Origin of the sequence: Pseudomonas phoenicis (genome assembly GCF_047302395.1) — a bacterium.
Classification (GTDB): Bacteria; Pseudomonadota; Gammaproteobacteria; order Pseudomonadales; family Pseudomonadaceae; genus Aquipseudomonas.
The window spans coordinates 2,028,526-2,045,064 of sequence record NZ_CP154852.1; the positions used below are offsets into that span (position 1 = coordinate 2,028,526).

Annotated in this window: 14 protein-coding genes; 12 read left to right on the forward strand and 2 right to left on the reverse strand. The window is 65.9% G+C overall.

Features of this window, described 5'->3' with window-relative positions:
* Nucleotides 1-90: 90 nt before the first annotated feature.
* Genes AA0Z93_RS09030 through AA0Z93_RS09040 form a run of 3 tightly spaced genes read left to right on the forward strand, consistent with a single transcriptional unit; the run spans nucleotide 91 to nucleotide 2,554 of the window.
* The gene (locus tag AA0Z93_RS09030) at nucleotides 91-1,110 is read left to right on the forward strand and encodes an aminoglycoside phosphotransferase family protein (protein WP_413049154.1); all 1,020 of its coding nucleotides are present in this window, start codon (nucleotides 91-93) and stop codon (nucleotides 1,108-1,110) included.
* On the forward strand, nucleotides 1,107-1,778 hold the full coding sequence (gene murU / locus AA0Z93_RS09035; RefSeq protein WP_413049155.1) for an N-acetylmuramate alpha-1-phosphate uridylyltransferase MurU: 672 nt from the start codon (nucleotides 1,107-1,109) through the stop codon (nucleotides 1,776-1,778). Before AA0Z93_RS09030 ends, murU begins: the two co-directional genes overlap by 4 nt.
* 2 nt (nucleotides 1,779-1,780) lie before the next feature.
* A complete protein-coding gene (locus AA0Z93_RS09040; protein WP_413049156.1) occupies nucleotides 1,781-2,554 on the forward strand; it encodes a TerB family tellurite resistance protein in 774 nt (257 codons plus the stop codon).
* 109 nt (nucleotides 2,555-2,663) lie between these two features.
* On the opposite strand, the gene AA0Z93_RS09045 is transcribed toward AA0Z93_RS09040, so the two are convergent.
* Nucleotides 2,664-3,671: an alpha/beta hydrolase family protein gene (locus AA0Z93_RS09045; RefSeq protein WP_413049157.1), complete on the reverse strand. Its 1,008-nt coding sequence runs from the start codon at nucleotides 3,669-3,671 to the stop codon at nucleotides 2,664-2,666.
* A gap of 98 nt (nucleotides 3,672-3,769) precedes the next feature.
* Here AA0Z93_RS09045 and AA0Z93_RS09050 point away from each other — a divergent pair, with 98 nt between their 5' ends.
* The 9 genes from AA0Z93_RS09050 to trpE all read left to right on the forward strand — a co-directional run bounded on the left by AA0Z93_RS09050 (nucleotide 3,770) and on the right by trpE (nucleotide 14,499).
* Nucleotides 3,770-6,163: a PAS domain S-box protein gene (locus AA0Z93_RS09050; RefSeq protein ID WP_413049158.1), complete on the forward strand. Its 2,394-nt coding sequence runs from the start codon at nucleotides 3,770-3,772 to the stop codon at nucleotides 6,161-6,163.
* The gene (locus tag AA0Z93_RS09055; protein ID WP_413049159.1) at nucleotides 6,160-6,789 is read left to right on the forward strand and encodes a response regulator; all 630 of its coding nucleotides are present in this window, start codon (nucleotides 6,160-6,162) and stop codon (nucleotides 6,787-6,789) included. The genes AA0Z93_RS09050 and AA0Z93_RS09055 overlap by 4 nt, the downstream gene beginning before the upstream one ends.
* Before the next feature lie 185 nt (nucleotides 6,790-6,974).
* Nucleotides 6,975-8,099, forward strand: coding sequence for an ABC transporter ATP-binding protein (locus AA0Z93_RS09060; RefSeq protein ID WP_413049160.1), 1,125 nt, complete (start codon nucleotides 6,975-6,977; stop codon nucleotides 8,097-8,099).
* A 40-nt stretch (nucleotides 8,100-8,139) separates the two neighbouring features.
* Nucleotides 8,140-9,174 carry an ABC transporter substrate-binding protein gene (locus AA0Z93_RS09065; RefSeq protein WP_413049161.1) on the forward strand — a complete coding sequence of 345 codons (1,035 nt, stop codon included), beginning with the start codon at nucleotides 8,140-8,142 and terminating at the stop codon, nucleotides 9,172-9,174.
* Nucleotides 9,175-9,238: 64 nt separating this feature from the next.
* On the forward strand, nucleotides 9,239-10,486 hold the full coding sequence (locus tag AA0Z93_RS09070; protein ID WP_413049162.1) for an ABC transporter permease: 1,248 nt from the start codon (nucleotides 9,239-9,241) through the stop codon (nucleotides 10,484-10,486).
* 12 nt (nucleotides 10,487-10,498) lie between these two features.
* A complete protein-coding gene (locus AA0Z93_RS09075; protein ID WP_413049163.1) occupies nucleotides 10,499-11,326 on the forward strand; it encodes an ABC transporter permease in 828 nt (275 codons plus the stop codon).
* Nucleotides 11,327-11,457: 131 nt separating this feature from the next.
* Nucleotides 11,458-12,132: a ribulose-phosphate 3-epimerase gene (rpe, locus tag AA0Z93_RS09080; RefSeq protein ID WP_413049164.1), complete on the forward strand. Its 675-nt coding sequence runs from the start codon at nucleotides 11,458-11,460 to the stop codon at nucleotides 12,130-12,132.
* Nucleotides 12,129-12,947, forward strand: a complete 819-nt coding sequence (locus AA0Z93_RS09085; protein ID WP_413049165.1) for a phosphoglycolate phosphatase — start codon at nucleotides 12,129-12,131, stop codon at nucleotides 12,945-12,947. The genes rpe and AA0Z93_RS09085 overlap by 4 nt, the downstream gene beginning before the upstream one ends.
* 70 nt (nucleotides 12,948-13,017) lie before the next feature.
* On the forward strand, nucleotides 13,018-14,499 hold the full coding sequence (gene trpE, locus AA0Z93_RS09090; protein ID WP_413049166.1) for an anthranilate synthase component I: 1,482 nt from the start codon (nucleotides 13,018-13,020) through the stop codon (nucleotides 14,497-14,499).
* Nucleotides 14,500-14,557: 58 nt separating this feature from the next.
* Here trpE and estP read toward each other — a convergent pair whose 3' ends face one another.
* Nucleotides 14,558-16,459: an esterase EstP gene (estP, locus tag AA0Z93_RS09095; RefSeq protein WP_413049167.1), complete on the reverse strand. Its 1,902-nt coding sequence runs from the start codon at nucleotides 16,457-16,459 to the stop codon at nucleotides 14,558-14,560.
* Nucleotides 16,460-16,539: the final 80 nt, after the last annotated feature.

A 16,539-nucleotide genomic window follows, 5' to 3' on the forward strand; every position in this document is an offset into this window, starting at 1 on the left:
GGGGGCCGCACGCCTCTCGATGGTCTGAAAAAGATGCTGGATAATAAAGCATGACCCGCTTGACGGCTAGGGCCGTCGGAGACCCATGTAATGCCCGAACACGATGTACGCCTGCAACACCTGACCGAGTGGCTGAATGAGCAGCTGCCGATCCTCTTCGCGAACAATGGCTGGGGCGCCGTCCCCGCGGGAACGTTGACCGCCGCCAGCAGCGATGCCAGTTTCCGCCGTTACTTCCGCTGGCAGGGCGGCGAGCGCAGCCTGGTGGTCATGGACGCTCCGCCCCCCCAGGAAAACTGCCAACCGTTCGTCGATATCGACCAACTGCTGAGCGAAGCGGGCATCAACGTGCCGCGCATCCATGCCCAGGACATCGCCCGCGGTTTTCTGCTGCTGAGCGACCTCGGCCGCCAGACCTACCTCGACGTGATCGACGAACACAACGCCGACAGCCTGTTCGGCGATGCCATCGAGGCGTTGCTGGCCTTCCAGCAGATGCCTGCGCAGGCGCCCCTGCCTCACTATGACCACGCACTGCTGCGCCGCGAGATCGAGCTGTTCCCGCAGTGGTACGTCGGCCACGAACTCAAACTGACCCTGACCCCGGCCCAGCAGGCCACCTGGCAGCAGATCAGCCAGCAGTTGATCGACAGCGCCCTGGCACAGCCCAAGGTGTTCGTGCACCGCGACTACATGCCGCGCAACCTCATGCTCAGCACGCCCAACCCTGGCGTGCTGGACTTCCAGGACGCGGTCTACGGCCCGGTCACCTACGACATCACCTGCCTGTTCAAGGACGCCTTCGTCAGTTGGCCGCAAGCGCGGGTCGACACCTGGCTGCGCAGCTACTGGACCCGCGCGCGGGCGGCGGGCATTGCGGTGCAGGCCGACTTCGACGCCTTCCAGCGCGCCAGCGACCTGATGGGCGTGCAACGCCACCTCAAGGTCATCGGCATCTTCTCGCGCATCTGCCACCGCGACGGCAAGCCGCGCTACCTGGCCGACGTGCCGCGCTTCTTCGCCTATATAAAGGAAGTGATCGAACGCCGACCGGAGCTCGCCGCCCTGGGCCAATTGATCGACGAGCTGCAGGCCGGGGCCCGCCCATGAAGGCCATGATCCTGGCCGCCGGCAAAGGCGAGCGGATGCGGCCGTTGACCCTGCACACGCCCAAACCGCTGATACCGGTGGCCGGACGGCCGCTGATCGAACATCACCTGCGCGCCTTGGCCGGCGCAGGCTTCACCGAGGTGGTGATCAATCATGCCTGGCTGGGCCAGCAGATCGAGGACCACCTGGGCGACGGCAGCCGTTTCGGTCTGCGTATCCGCTATTCGCCGGAGGGTGAGCCGCTGGAAACCGGGGGCGGCATCTTCCAGGCGCTGCCCTTGCTGGGCACCGAGCCCTTCGTGCTGATCAACGGCGATATCTGCACCGACTACGACTTCGCTGCTCTGCGCCGGCCGTTACGCGGTCTTGCCCACCTGGTCCTGGTCGACAACCCCAGCCATCACGGGCGCGGCGATTTCCGTCTGCTCGACGGCCAGGTGCAGGATGGCGACGAGCATGCCGCCAATCTGACCTTCAGCGGCATTTCCGTGCTCGACCCGGCTTTGTTCGACGGTTGCCAGCCGGGGGCTTTCAAGCTGGCGCCGCTGCTGCGCCAAGCGATGGAGCAAGGGCGCGTGAGTGGCGAACATCACCGCGGGCGCTGGGTCGACGTCGGTACGCCGGAGCGCCTGGCCGAAGCCGAACGCCTGATCAACGGGCAGCCTTGAGCATGTGGTGGCCGAGTACGTTGGTGGGCGCGAGCGCGGGTTTTGCCGTGGCGAGCATTCCAGGCGCCTTGCTCGGCGGACTGCTTGGCCAAGCCTTGGACCGGCGCCTGCGCGTGCGCTGTTGGGCCGACCTGGTCGACCGCTTGCGCGGCCATGGCCCGCTGGGCGACGAAGAGCTGCTGTTCTTGCTGCTGGGGCGGCTGGCCAAGAGCGAAGGGCGCGTCGAGCCAAGCCACGTGCGCCAGGCTCGCGATGAAATGCAGCGGTTGAATCTGTCGGAGCCGGCGCGGCTGCGGGCGATAGAGGCGTTCAACCGCGGCAAGGCCGGCAAGGACCGCCTGGGCCATCACTTGCGACGGATCAAGCAGCAGGCCCATGCCAGCGAAGGCACGGTGCGCGCCTGCTGGCGCATGGTATGGGCCGACGGCAAGGCCGGGCGGCGCGAGCACGCTTTGGTGGCCGATTGGGGGGCGCAGCTGGGGCTTGGGCGCTTGCAGGTACAGGCCCTGGCCCGCGACTACGCGCCAAGCACCGCGTGGCCCAGTCCGGTCGAAAAGCCGGCCCTGACCTATGCGGCTGCGCTGCGTCTGCTGGGTGTGAACGCTGGCAGCGAACCGCGAGCGATCAAGCAGGCCTATCGACGGCTGCTCAGCCAGCACCATCCCGACAAGCTGCAAGGCCAGGGCGCCAGCATCGCCCAGGTGCGCGCCGCTACCGAGCGTACCCGCGAGCTGCATCTGGCCTATGCGGTGGTGCGCAAGCGCCATGGGTTGTAAGGGCGCACCGACGTATCAGGTGAGCGCACCGACCGCTCGCTCGCAGGTCATTAGGGACGGCGACCTTTGCCCGACGGGCGCGAATCGCCATTCCAATGCCCCCCGGCGCTTACGGCGACCCGCTCAACCAGCCTTTGACCCGCCTGAACACCTGCTCCTGCTGCGCCGCACCGTCACCGGGCGCAGCGATCAGCGACAGTTGCCGATATGGGCTGTCCTTGACCCGCTTGGTGGCCTGCAAGCGTTGCTCGGCCGCGCGTTTGTCCTGATCGCGAATGGCGTAATAGATGTCGGCGGTGGGCACCTTCAGTGTCGGCAACAGGCTCTGCAGTGTGTCGTCGACGCGCGCCGGGGTCTGCGCGGCCACCATCACCAGTTTCTGCACTTCGGCAGGCTGCTGTTCGCTGATGAAACGCGCCGCCCAGTAGGCGCCACTGCCATGCCCGAGCAGGACGATGGTCTGCGCGTTCTGCGACTGGGCGTAGGCGATCGCCGCCTTCAAACGGGCGAAGATGCGTTCGGCATCGGCCTGCTGGTGCTGGTCGCCAGCCTGCGCCGCGTCGGTGCTTTCGGCACTGTCGGGCTCAGGCGAGGTGGCTTGGGCGACGTTGGCGTTGGCATCGTCCGGTGTGTCCTTGGCCGGCGCCGTCTGCCCATCGGCGGGCGCGGGCGTGGTGCTCGGCGATTCGCTGCGCGCCTGTGGCTGTTCGGCGACCAGATCGGGGAGAGTGACGCTCAGGCTGTGCCAACCGCTGTCGGGCAGCTTTTGCCGCAGCGGGCCGACGCCGTTGGGCCAGTCCGCGCTTTCGCCGGCACCGGGCACGATGATCACCGCACCCTTGGGTTCGGCGTCGTTGGCCGGTTTCCACAAAGCCAGAAAGCTATCGCTGCCGGCTTGCAGCGTACGCTGCTCGTCCTTGGGCACCAAGCGCTGCAAGGCCTGGGCATCGTCCGCACTGCGCTCGGCCAGGGGCGGTCTGGGCGCCGGCGCGGTGGCCGGTGTCGCTGAGGCAGCCTCGGACGCTGGCGGTGCCGGTTCATCGACAGCATGCGCAACGGGCAACAAGGCAGTAACTAGGCAAAAGGCCACCAGCGGCGGACGATAAAGTGAGAACATCGGCTTACCCAGCGTCAGAATGTTCCTCGCAGACTAATGGTATTTTCCTTCCCAGGCCACGCATGATGGCCACCCCTTTGCCCGGATGCGCGTTAGCGATGAATCCCGTTCGTTGGCTGTTGATGCTCTGCTGCTGGTGCCTGCTCAGCGGTGCGGCCGCGGCGCAAGCGGCGTCGGTCAGTCTGGAACCGGCGCAGCGCCAGTGGCTCGACGCCCACCGCAGCCTGCGTGTGGGCTTGGTGCTGCAAGCGCCTTATGCCCAGTTCGACCGCCGTCTACAGCAGTTGTATGGGGCCAACGTCGAGCTGGTCGCCTGGCTGGCGCAGGCCCTGCGCCTGGACCTCACGTGGCGCAATTTCACTGACCAAGCCGCGCTGGAACGGGCTTTGCTGGCCGGCGAGATCGACTTCGCTCCCGGTCTGACCCAGACCCAGGCCAGCTTGCGCGTGTGGCTGTTCAGCGATCCCTACATGCGTATCCCACAGCGCGTGGTCGGCCTGCGTACTGGCGCGGTAGCGGTGGAGCTGGAACGCCTGGGCGTCGACGAGCGGGTGGCGGTGCGCATGCCCAGCACGCTGGCCGATTACCTGCGCAGCAACTACCCCCAGCTCAACCTGCAAGGCGTGCCCAACGAGCGCACGGCCTTGCAGTGGACGGTGGGCGGGCAAACCGCCTATGCGGTGCTCGACGAAGCGCAACTGAGCCGTCTGTCGCGGGAGAGCGAGTTCGCCGACCTGGCGGTGGTCGGCGACATCGGCCTGCCGCAACTGCTGCGCATCGGTTCGCGCCCCGACTGGCCACTGCTGGCCGAGGTGCTGCAGCGCGGGGTGCAGGCCATGCCCGGCAAGACGCTGGAGCAGATCCATCAGCGCTGGTTGCAGCCCAAGTACCCGCGCTTCGCCGAATCCGCCGGCTTCTGGCAGAACCTGGCGCTGCTGCTGGGCGTGCTGCTGCTGTGCGCCGTGGCCATTCTGGTCTGGCAACGCCGCCAGCAGCGCCAGCTCGAGCGGCACCTGCTGGCGACCCGCGAGAAACTCACCGAACGACAGATGCGCGAAGAGTCCCTGCGCTTGAGCCAGTTCTCCCTCGACCAGAGCGCCATCGGCATCCTCTGGGTCAATTGGGACAGCCACGTGCGCTATGCCAACCAGTCCGCCGAGCGCATGCTCGGTTACCGCGAAGGCGAACTGCTGGATCGGCCGCTGATCGATGTCGAGCCCAGCCTGCACATGGACCGCTGGCTGGAGGTGTGGAAGCGCGCCCGTAGCGGTGACGACATCGAACACGTCGAAAGCCACTGCCAGCGGGTCGACGGCACGCTGCTGCCGGTCGACCTGTCGATGTCGTTCCTGCGCTTTCGCGATGGTGAATACCTGGTGGTGTTCCTCACCGATGTCACCGAGCGCCGCCGGGCCCTGGCCGCCCTGCGCGAGAGCGAGGCGCGCCTGAAGGGCATCGCTGGCAACGTGCCCGGCCTGGTCTTTCGCCTGGAACGCGATCCCAGCGAAGGCAGCCTGGAGTTTCCCTACATCAGCGAAGGCAGCCAATCGCTGGTCGGCTATTCGCCGGCCAGTCTGCAGCACCCGGCCATGGGCCTGCGCGGCCTGGTCCATCCCGACGACCGCGCCGATTACCACCGCGTGCAGGACCTGGCCCTGGCCAACGACCAGGATTGGTCATGGCAGGGCCGCATCCTCACCTGCCAGGGCGAACAGCGCTGGGCCGACATCCAGGCCAGCAGCCGGCACCTGGGCGACGGTCGCGTAGTGTGGGACGGCGTGGTCTGGGACATCACCCAGAGCAAGCGCGCCGAGCAGGCATTGGAACGTTCGCAGGAACAGTTGCGCGAGCTGTCGGCGCACCTGGAAAGCGTGCGCGAAGAAGAGAAGGCACGCATCGCCCGCGAGGTGCATGATGAGCTCGGGCAGATGCTGACGGTGCTCAAGCTCGAGGTCTCGATGTGCGAACTGGCCTACGCCGAACTCGACCCTGGCCTCCAGGAGCGACTGTCGAGCATGAAGCGCCTGATCGCCCAGCTGTTCCAGCTGGTGCGCGACGTGGCCACGGCCTTGCGCCCGCCGATCCTCGACGCCGGCATCGCCTCGGCCATCGAGTGGCAGGCACGCCGCTTCGAGGCGCGTACGCAGATTCCTTGCCTGGTGCGGGTGCCCGAATCGCTGCCGGTCTTGAGCGACGCCAAGGCCACCGGTTTGTTTCGCGTGTTGCAGGAAGCGCTGACCAACGTCATGCGCCATGCCCAGGCGCACACGGTGCAGATCGAACTGGTGCACGAGCACCCGCTGCTGCGCATGACCGTGATCGACGACGGCGTGGGTTTCCGCCCCGACGCGTCGCGGCCGACCTCGTTCGGCCTGGTCGGCATGCGTGAGCGGGCCCTGATGCTGGGCGGCAGCATGACCTTGGACAGCGAGCCCGGCGAAGGCACCAGCCTGAGCGTGGCCATTGCAGTGGAACAGGAGGGACGCGTGTGATTCGAGTAGTGGTGGCCGAAGACCACACCATCGTTCGGGAAGGCATCAAGCAACTGATCGGACTGGCCCGCGACATGCAAGTGGTGGGCGAGGCGGGCAATGGCGAGCAGGTGCTCGACACCCTGCGCGGTACGCCGTGCGAAGTGGTCTTGCTGGACATTTCCATGCCGGGCGTCAGCGGTCTGGAAGCGATCGCACGGATTCGTGCGCTGAACGACCCGCCGGCGATCCTCATGTTGTCGATGCACGACGAGGCGCAGATGGCCGCCCGGGCGCTGAAGGCCGGCGCGGCGGGCTATGCGACCAAGGACAGCGATCCGGCGCTGTTGCTCACTGCCATTCGCCGCGTGGCGGCCGGCGGGCGCTACATCGACCCGGCGCTGGCCGACCGGATGATCTTCGAAGTCGGCCTGACCGATTCGCGGCCGTTGCACACCTTGCTTTCGGAGCGCGAGTTCTCGGTGTTCGAGCGTCTGGCCCAAGGCGCCAACGTCAACGACATCGCCCAGCAACTGGCGCTGTCGAGCAAGACCATCAGCACCCACAAGGCGCGGCTGATGCAAAAGCTGCAAGTGCATTCGCTGGCCGAGCTGGTGAAATACGCCATGGCGCACAAACTGCTGTGACCCTCGGCCAGGGGCAGGCGGTCGGCACTGCCAGGTAGCTGTCCAAACGCGACAAGCGTGTAGGGATCGCCCTACACGCAATCTTCCATTCGGATGATGGCATTCTCTCAGCACCGCCGATTTTCCCCGCTCCAGACCTCCACTAGCCTGTGCACACGGCAGTCATCCAATAAAAAGGTGCAGGTATGAGTGAGGTGAATTCGAGCGGCGCGGTCGGCGAGACGCTGGTCAGCTTTCGCGGCGTACAGAAGAGCTACGACGGCGAAGCGCTGATCGTCAAGAATCTCAACCTGGACATCCGCAAAGGCGAATTCCTCACCTTGCTCGGCCCGTCCGGTTCCGGCAAGACCACCAGCCTGATGATGCTGGCCGGTTTCGAAACGCCCACCGCTGGGGAAATCCAGCTTGCCGGGCGCTCGATCAACAACGTGCCGCCGCACAAGCGCGACATCGGCATGGTGTTCCAGAACTACGCGCTGTTCCCGCACATGACCGTGGCCGAAAACCTCGCCTTCCCCTTGAGCGTGCGCAACCTGAGCAAGACCGACATCAGCGAGCGGGTCAAGCGCGTGCTCAACATGGTGCAGCTCGACAGTTTCGCCAAGCGCTACCCCGGCCAGCTCTCCGGCGGCCAGCAGCAGCGCGTGGCCCTGGCCCGTGCGTTGGTGTTCGAGCCGCAACTGGTGCTGATGGACGAACCCCTCGGCGCCCTCGACAAACAGCTGCGCGAACACATGCAGATGGAGATCAAGCACATCCACCAGCGCCTGGGCGTGACCGTGGTCTACGTGACTCATGACCAGGGCGAGGCGCTGACCATGTCCGACCGCGTGGCGGTGTTCCACCAGGGCGAGATCCAGCAGATCGCCGACCCGCGCACGCTGTATGAAGCGCCGAGCAACACCTTCGTCGCCAATTTCATCGGCGAGAACAACCGCCTCAACGGCACCTTGCTGCAACGTGACGGCGAACGTTGCCAGGTGCAGCTCGGCCGTGGCGAGCGGGTCGAGGCGCTGGCGGTGAACGTCGGCCAGCCGGGCGAGGCGGTGACCCTGTCGATCCGCCCGGAGCGGGTACGTCTCAATGGCCACAGCGAACAGTGCGCCAACCGTTTCTCGGGCCGCGTGGCCGAATTCATCTACCTGGGCGACCACGTACGGGTGCGCCTGGAGGTGTGCGGCAAGACCGATTTCTTCGTCAAGCAGCCGATCGCCGAGCTCGACCCGAGTCTGGCCGTAGGCGACGTGGTTCCGCTGGGTTGGGCGGTCGAGCACGCCCGTGCCCTGGACCCTGTCGCCCAAGCCCATTGAAGGTGTCTGTCACCAACGTCCTACCGTGGAGAAAACAATAATGCACAAGCAGTTGAAACTGACCGCCCTGGCGCTGGGCCTGACCCTCGCCGGCCAGGCTATGGCCGCCGACCTCACCGTGGTGTCCTTCGGCGGCGCCAACAAGGCCGCGCAGGTCAAAGCCTTCTACGAGCCATGGGAAAAGGCCGGCAAGGGCAAGATCGTCGCCGGCGAGTACAACGGCGAGATGGCCAAGATCAAGGCCATGGTCGACACCAAGAGCGTGTCGTGGAACCTGGTCGAGGTGGAGTCGCCGGAGCTGGCGCGCGGCTGCGACGAGGGCATGTTCGAAGAACTCGACCCTGCCTTGTTCGGTAACGAGTCCGACTATGTGAAAGGCGCCATTCAGCCCTGCGGCGTCGGCTTCTTCGTCTGGTCCACGGTGCTGGCCTACAACGCCGACAAGCTCAAGACCGCCCCCACCAGCTGGGCCGATTTCTGGGATACGAAGAAATTCCCGGGCAAGCGCGGCCTGCGCAAAGGCGCCAAGTACACCCTGGAATTCGCCCTGATGGCCGACGGCGTAGCGCCCAAGGACGTCTACAGCGTGTTGGGCACCCAGGAGGGCGTGGACCGTGCCTTCAAGAAGCTCGACGAGCTCAAGCCGAGCATCCAGTGGTGGGAAGCCGGCGCCCAGCCGCCGCAGTTCCTGGCCTCGGGTGACGTGGTCATGAGTTCGGCCTACAACGGCCGCATCGCTGCGGTGCAGAAGGAAAGCAATCTGAAGGTGGTGTTCAACGGCGGCATCTATGACTTCGACGCCTGGGCCATCCCCAAGGGGGCGAAGAATGCCGAGGAGGCGAAGAAGTTCATCGCCTACACCCTGCAGCCTGAACAGCAGAAGGTCTATTCCGAGAACATCGCCTATGGCCCGGCCAACGGCAAGGCGGTCGATCTGTTGTCGGCCGAGGTGAAGCAGAACATGCCCACCACGCCGGAGAACATCGCCAATCAGGTGCAGATCGACGTGGCTTTCTGGGCCGACAACAGCGAACAGCTGGAGCAACGTTTCAACGCTTGGGCTGCGAAGAAGTAATTTCGCGCTGAGGGGGCGCCGGCTCGGCCGGCGCGCCTGGTTTTTCCTGATTCCGGAGTCCGTCATGGCCATTGCAGTGCCCCTCAACGAAGGTGCAGGTCCCAACCTCAAGCAGCGCCTCAAGCGCGCCGAGCGGGTCAACCGCTGGAAGGCGCAGGCGTTGATCGCGCCGCTGGCGCTGTTCCTCCTGCTGGTGTTCCTGGTGCCCATCGCGGCGCTGCTGTACAAGAGCGTCGGCAACCCGGAAGTGGTCGGCGGTCTGCCACGCACGGTGCAGGTCATCGAGCAGTGGGACGGCACCAGCCTGCCGGGCGAAGACGTCTACCGCGCCCTCAGCCAGGACCTGGCCGAAGCGCGCAAGAACCAGACCCTGGGCGACCTGTCCAAGCGCCTGAACATGGAGCTGGCCGGCTACCGCAGCCTGTTGGCCAAGACCGCGAGAGCGTTGCCGCTCAAAAGCGAGCCCGCCTCCTATAAAGAAGCCTTGCAGGGCATCGATGAGCGCTGGGGCGACCCCGCCTATTGGCAGGCGATCCGCCGCAACACCAGCAGCGTGACCGCGTTCTACCTGCTGGCCTCGGTCGACCATCGCATCGACGATCTGGGCGAACTGGCCAAGACTTCGCCCGACCAGGCCATCTACCTCGACATCTTCGCCCGCACCTTGTGGATGGGCGTGGTGATCACCGGCATTTGCCTGTTGCTGGCCTACCCGTTGGCGTACCTGCTGGCCAACCTGCCGACCCGGCAGAGCAACCTGTTGATGATCCTGGTGCTGTTGCCGTTCTGGACCTCGATCCTGGTACGCGTGGCGGCGTGGATCGTGTTGTTGCAATCGGGCGGCCTGATCAACAGCGCGCTGATGGCGCTGGGCATCATCGACCAGCCGCTGGAACTGGTGTTCAACCGCACCGGGGTGTACATCTCGATGGTGCACATCCTGCTGCCGTTCATGATTCTGCCGCTGTACAGCGTGATGAAGGGCATTTCGCCCAGCTACATGCGTGCGGCCATTTCCCTGGGTTGCCACCCGTTCGCCAGTTTCTGGCGCGTGTACTTCCCGCAGACCTATGCCGGGGTCGGCGCCGGTTGCCTGCTGGTGTTCATCCTGGCCATCGGCTACTACATCACCCCGGCGCTGCTCGGCAGCCCGAACGACCAGATGGTCAGCTACTTCGTGGCCTTCTACACCAACACCAGCATCAACTGGGGCATGGCGACCGCGCTGGGCGGCCTGCTGTTGCTGGCCACCGTGCTGCTGTACCTGATCTATAGCTGGCTGGTCGGCGCCAGCCGCCTGCGCCTGAGCTGAGGAGCGTTCGTCATGCTGAGCCCTTACATGTCGCCCATAGAGCGGGCGTGGTTCTACGGCCTGCGCATTCTCTGCGGCCTGATTCTGCTGTTCCTGGTGCTGCCGGTGCTGGTGATCGTACCGCTGTCGTTCAACAGCGGCAGCTTCCTGGTGTACCCGCTGCAAGGCTTCTCGTTGCAGTGGTACCAGGATTTCTTCGGCTCGGCCGAATGGATGCGCGCCCTGAAGAACAGCATCATCGTCGCCCCGGCGGCCACGGTGCTGGCCATGGTCTTCGGCACCCTGGCGGCGATCGGCCTGACCCGTGGCGATTTCCCCGGCAAGTCACTGGTGATGGCCCTGGTGATTTCGCCCATGGTGGTGCCGGTGGTGATCATCGGTGTGGCCAGCTACCTGTTCTTCGCCCCGCTCGGGCTGGGCAACAGCTTCCTGTCGCTGATCCTGGTGCATGCGGTGCTCGGCGTGCCGTTCGTGATCATCACCGTGTCGGCCACGTTGCAGGGTTTCAACCACAACCTGGTGCGCGCTGCAGCCAGCCTCGGCGCCTCGCCGCTGACCGCGTTCCGCCGGGTGACCTTGCCGCTGATCGCACCGGGGGTGATTTCCGGTGCGCTGTTCGCCTTCGCCACCTCGTTCGACGAAGTGGTAGTGACGCTGTTCCTCGCCGGCCCCGAGCAGGCGACCTTGCCAAGGCAGATGTTCAGCGGCATCCGCGAGAACCTCAGCCCGACCATCGCGGCAGCGGCGACCTTGTTGATCGCGTTTTCGGTGGTGCTCTTGTTGACCCTGGAATGGCTGCGCGGGCGTAGCGAGAAGTTGCGCACCCAGCAGCCGGCCTGACCCGATCGGTAGGGGAGCGGGCGCCTGCCTGCCCCCACCTGCCTTGGCCGACACGGATTGATACCAATCAGCGCCGAAGCATTCCCCTGAGTTACAATGCGCGCCACCGTGATTCCGCCAACAGGTGCGCCATGCAGCCCTACGCTATTGCCCCCTCCATCCTTTCCGCCGATTTCGCTCGTCTGGGCGAGGAAGTCGACAACGTGCTGGCCAGCGGCGCCGACATCGTCCACTTCGATGTGATGGACAACCACTACGTCCCCAACCTCACCATCGGCCCGATGGTCTGCTCGGCCCTACGCAAGCACGGCGTCACCGCGCCGATCGACGTGCACCTGATGGTCAGCCCGGTCGACCGCATCATCGGCGACTTCATCGAAGCCGGCGCCACCTTCATCACCTTCCACCCCGAAGCCACCCAGCACATCGACCGCTCCCTGCAGTTGATCAAGGACGGCGGTTGCAAGGCCGGCCTGGTGTTCAACCCGGCCACCAGCCTGGAGGCGTTGAAGTACGTGATGGACAAGGTCGACATGGTCCTGCTGATGAGCGTCAACCCAGGCTTCGGCGGGCAGAAGTTCATTCCCGGCACCCTCGACAAGCTGCGCGAGGCCCGCGCGCTGATCGATGCCAGCGGGCGCGACATCCGGCTGGAAATCGACGGCGGCGTCAACGTCAACAACATCCGTGAAATCGCCGCCGCCGGCGCCGACACCTTCGTCGCCGGTTCGGCCATCTTCAACGCCCCCGACTACCGCGAAGTGATCGACAAGATGCGCGCCGAACTGGCCCTGGCGCGCCCATGAGCGGCTTCGAGCAGCTGTTCCCAGGCACGCTGCCCCGGCTGGTGATGTTCGACCTCGACGGCACCCTGGTCGACTCGGTGCCTGACCTGGCCAGTGCCGTGGACCACATGCTGCTCGAACTGGGCCGTCCGCCCGCAGGCCTCGAAGCGGTCCGCCAGTGGGTCGGCAACGGCGCGCCGGTGCTGGTGCGCCGGGCGCTGGCCGGCGACATCGAGCACGCCTCGGTCGACGACGAGCTGGCCGAGCGCGGGCTGGCGCTGTTCATGGAGGCTTACGCCCGCAGCCATGCGCTGACGCAGGTCTACCCCGGCGTGCGCGACACCCTGCGCTGGCTGCGCGCCCACGACGTGCCGATGGCCTTGATCACCAACAAGCCCGAGCGCTTCGTCGCGCCGCTGCTCGACCAGATGAAGCTGGGCGAATTCTTCAAGTGGATCATCGGCGGCGATACCCTGCCACAGAAGAAGCCCGACCCGGCCGCACTGCTGTTCGTCATGCAGATGGCCGGCGTCAGCCCGCAGCAGGCCTTGTTCGTCGGTGACTCGCGCAGCGACGTGCAGGCTGCCAAGGCCGCCGCCGTTCCCTGCGCAGCGCTCACCTACGGTTACAACCATGGCCGCCCGATCAGCGAAGAAACGCCGAGCCTGGTGATCGACGACCTGCGCCTGTTGATCCCCGGTTGCGTCGTCACAGCCACTGGGATAACGTTGCCCGACCTCAAACCGTCCAAGCACAGAGAGCCTCCCGTGGTGGTCACCGGCAAATTCTGGATGAAAGTCATCAAGGCCCTGGCCCGCTGGCGCTGGCGCGCCTGACGCCCCCCGCCGACACCTGTCGGCCCGCCCGTTCGCCTTCATCCATTGCTGTCCGCCCCTGAGGCTACCCATGACCCGCGAAGAATTCCTGCGCCTGGCCGCTGCCGGCTACAACCGCATTCCCCTGGCCTGCGAAACCCTGGCCGACTTCGACACGCCGCTGTCGATCTACCTCAAGCTCGCCGACCAACCCAACACCTATCTGCTCGAGTCCGTCCAGGGTGGCGAGAAGTGGGGCCGTTATTCCATGATCGGCCTGCCGTCGCGCACCGTACTGCGCGTGCACGGCTATCGGGTGAGCGTTCTGGAAAACGGCGTCGAGGTGGAACGGCACGAGGTCGAAGACCCCCTGGCCTTCGTCGAAACCTTCAAGGATCGCTACCAGGTGGCCGACATCCCCGGCCTGCCGCGCTTCAACGGCGGCCTGGTCGGCTACTTCGGCTACGACTGCGTGCGCTATGTGGAAAAGCGCCTGGGCGCCTGCCCCAATCCCGACCCGTTGGGAGTGCCCGACATCCTGCTGATGGTCTCGGATGCGGTGGTGGTGTTCGACAACCTGGCCGGCAAGATGCACGCCATCGTGTTGGTCGACCCAGCCGACGAACAGGCCTACGACCTCGGACAGGCCCGCCTGCAAGCCTTGCTGGCCACGTTGCGTGAACCGATCGTGCCACGCCGTGGCCTTGACCTCTCGGCCCTGCCAGCCGCCGACCCGCAATTCCGTTCCAGCTTCACCCAGGGCGACTACGAGCGCGCGGTGGAAACCATCAAGCAGTACATCCTCGCCGGCGACTGCATGCAGGTGGTGCCGTCGCAGCGCATGTCGATCGACTTCCAGGCCGCGCCCATCGACCTGTACCGCGCGCTGCGCTGCTTCAACCCGACGCCATACATGTACTTCTTCAACTTCGGCGATTTCCACGTGGTGGGTAGCTCGCCGGAAGTGCTGGTGCGGGTCGAAGACGAACTGGTCACCGTGCGCCCCATCGCCGGCACGCGCCCGCGCGGTGCCAACGAGGAGGCCGACCGCGCGCTGGAAGACGACCTGCTCTCGGACCACAAGGAAATCGCCGAGCACCTGATGCTGATCGACCTGGGCCGCAACGACGTGGGCCGGGTCTCGGCCACCGGCAGCGTGCGCCTGACCGAGAAGATGGTGATCGAGCGCTATTCCAACGTGATGCACATCGTGTCCAACGTCACCGGTCGCCTGCGCGAGGGTCTGACGGCGATGGACGCCCTGCGCGCGATTCTGCCGGCCGGTACCTTGTCGGGGGCGCCGAAGATCCGCGCCATGGAGATCATCGACGAGCTGGAGCCGGTCAAGCGTGGCGTGTACGGCGGGGCAGTGGGTTATTTCGCCTGGAACGGCAACATGGACACCGCCATCGCCATCCGCACGGCAGTGATCAAGAACGGCGAGCTGCACGTGCAGGCCGGTGGCGGCATCGTCGCCGACTCGGTGCCGGCGCTGGAATGGGAGGAAACCCTGAACAAGCGTCGGGCGATGTTCCGCGCCGTGGCCCTGGCCGAGCAGACGCCCAACGTCTGACCCGTTCCAGATGAAAAGACGGCGCTCTGGTGAGCGCCGTTTTTCGTGGTGGCGGCGGTCAGAAGTCCAGGCTCAGCGCCAGGTTGAGGCTTTGCTGGGTCACGGCATCGCTTTGGCGCCAGTCGTAATTGCCACGCAGGGTCAGGCCGGGTGCCAGGGCCTGGCTCAGGCCTACGCTGGCGCGGGTCAGGTTGCTGTCCGGGCGGTAGCCGGTGAGGGTGAAGTCGTTGTCGGGCAGGCTGGTCAGGTGCAGCGTCACGTCCTGCTGGTCGTTCTCGAACTCATGCTCGCGTGCCACTTCGGCGAACAGGCGGGTGGCCGGCGCTACTTGCAGGCTGCCGCGCAAGCCCGCGCCCAGGCGGCGTGAAGTGCGTTCCTGATAGTCCATGCCCAAAGCCGTGGCGCGTTGGCCGCGCTCTTCGTAGCCATCGACCTTGACCCGTGCGTAGTCGGCGCTGAGGAAGGGCGACAACTGCCAGCGGCTTTCGACAGAGGCCAGGTCGAAGCCCACCCGACCGGTCAGCGCCCAGGCCTCGCCGTCGGTATCGCCTTTTTCGCTGCGTTCGTTCACGCCCAGGGCGAAGGTGCGCTGGAGGTCGCGATAGTCCAGGTGCCCGGCGGTCAATGCAGCATCGGCCCACCAACGGTTCTGGCGAAACTCGGCGAAAGCGCTGGCCAGATAACTGTCGAGGCGGTACGTCGAGTCTTGGGCACCGGCTTCCAGCTTCTGCCGGTACACCCCGCCGGCCAGGCCTACGCGCCAGGCCTGGTTCAGGCGGTAGCTGCCGCCCACGGTCAGGTTGTACCCGCGTCCATCGCCTTTGGCCGCGCTGCGCTGGCCGTCGAAGTCCAGATCCTGTGCGCCGGTGGCGACGATGGCCTGCCATTGGCCGATGCCTTGCCAAGGGGTTTGCCACTGAGCGCGCAGTTCGTCCTGCTGTGCACGGATGCCAGCGTGGGCCATTTCCGGCAGCAGCGTCAGTTCCCACGGAGCGGCGAGAATCGAGTAGCCGTAGTCGGCGATCAACCGCTGGCCGGCGATGGTGGGGTGGACCGAGTCGTTGAACAGCAGCTTGGTTGGGTCGGGGGTGGTGCCGTCCATGCCGTAACGCGGGTTTTGCGTACAGCCGTCGCCGCTGTAGCAGGTGGCGATCAGGTTCTGGTCGGTCGCCAGGCCGAACTCGCCGGGGTTGGCGAGCGCTTCCTTGAGCAGGGCAGGCACGTTCAGCGGGATGATTTCGGCGTCGATTTGCCGGAGTTGCGCGACCAGTGCCTGGTTGAAGACGCCGGACAACTGCGACAGCGGGCCTTGCATCGGTGTGCCCGCGTAGTTGGGGGTTTGCCCCAGATCGGGCAGCAGCCAGACCATCATGTAGCGGGCGCCACCCTGTTGCAGCGCTTGCGCGCTGGCTGCCAGGCGTGTGCCGGCCGCCGCGGCGCTGGCGGGGCTGGTGACCAGGCCTTGGAGGAAGTCGTTGCCGCCGCCGGTGAGGTAGTACAGCGCGTTGGGGTCGGCGCGCAGGCCGTTGGCCAGATAGCCCGGGCGCTCGCGCAGCACCAGGCCGGCGAAGTCTTTGCCGGGCGGAATCACCAGCTCCGAGGTGTCGGTGATCGAATCGAGCACCTGCTGGGTGGTGTAGCCGCCTACGGCCCAATTGTTGCCGTCCGCCAGTTGGTTGATCTGGTTGTACAGCGATGTAGAAGGGCCGAGTTCGCTGGCGCCAAAGCCCAGCTTGCCGCCGAGGATCATCGGCGATACGGGCGCGTAGTCACCATTGGCTTCGCGGTTGGTGAAGCGCAGGCCGGGCGCTCGCCCAGTCGCGTCGGGAAACTGCCCGGCATCGCTCAGGCTGTCGCCGAACACCATCAGCGTGGAGTAGGGGTTGGGTGCCGCCATGGCCTGGCTGCCGGCAAGCACCAGCAAGCCCAGCAGCGTTCGCAGGAAAGGAGGTTTACGCATGTGTGGATTCCGCTTCGTTGTTGTTATTGGGTCGAGCCCTTCGAACATAGCAAATCCGCACATCGGGGTAATTCAACACT

What these genes read in the sequence shown, in the direction of transcription:
- AA0Z93_RS09030 (WP_413049154.1), top strand. Translation starts at nt 91, where the DNA reads ATGCCCGAACACGATGTACGCCTGCAACACCTGACCGAGTGGCTGAAT.
- murU (WP_413049155.1), top strand. Translation starts at nt 1,107, where the DNA reads ATGAAGGCCATGATCCTGGCCGCCGGCAAAGGCGAGCGGATGCGGCCG.
- AA0Z93_RS09040 (WP_413049156.1), top strand. Translation starts at nt 1,781, where the DNA reads ATGTGGTGGCCGAGTACGTTGGTGGGCGCGAGCGCGGGTTTTGCCGTG.
- AA0Z93_RS09045 (WP_413049157.1), bottom strand. Translation starts at nt 3,671, where the DNA reads ATGTTCTCACTTTATCGTCCGCCGCTGGTGGCCTTTTGCCTAGTTACT.
- AA0Z93_RS09050 (WP_413049158.1), top strand. Translation starts at nt 3,770, where the DNA reads ATGAATCCCGTTCGTTGGCTGTTGATGCTCTGCTGCTGGTGCCTGCTC.
- AA0Z93_RS09060 (WP_413049160.1), top strand. Translation starts at nt 6,975, where the DNA reads ATGAGTGAGGTGAATTCGAGCGGCGCGGTCGGCGAGACGCTGGTCAGC.
- AA0Z93_RS09065 (WP_413049161.1), top strand. Translation starts at nt 8,140, where the DNA reads ATGCACAAGCAGTTGAAACTGACCGCCCTGGCGCTGGGCCTGACCCTC.
- AA0Z93_RS09070 (WP_413049162.1), top strand. Translation starts at nt 9,239, where the DNA reads ATGGCCATTGCAGTGCCCCTCAACGAAGGTGCAGGTCCCAACCTCAAG.
- AA0Z93_RS09075 (WP_413049163.1), top strand. Translation starts at nt 10,499, where the DNA reads ATGCTGAGCCCTTACATGTCGCCCATAGAGCGGGCGTGGTTCTACGGC.
- rpe (WP_413049164.1), top strand. Translation starts at nt 11,458, where the DNA reads ATGCAGCCCTACGCTATTGCCCCCTCCATCCTTTCCGCCGATTTCGCT.
- AA0Z93_RS09085 (WP_413049165.1), top strand. Translation starts at nt 12,129, where the DNA reads ATGAGCGGCTTCGAGCAGCTGTTCCCAGGCACGCTGCCCCGGCTGGTG.
- trpE (WP_413049166.1), top strand. Translation starts at nt 13,018, where the DNA reads ATGACCCGCGAAGAATTCCTGCGCCTGGCCGCTGCCGGCTACAACCGC.
- estP (WP_413049167.1), bottom strand. Translation starts at nt 16,459, where the DNA reads ATGCGTAAACCTCCTTTCCTGCGAACGCTGCTGGGCTTGCTGGTGCTT.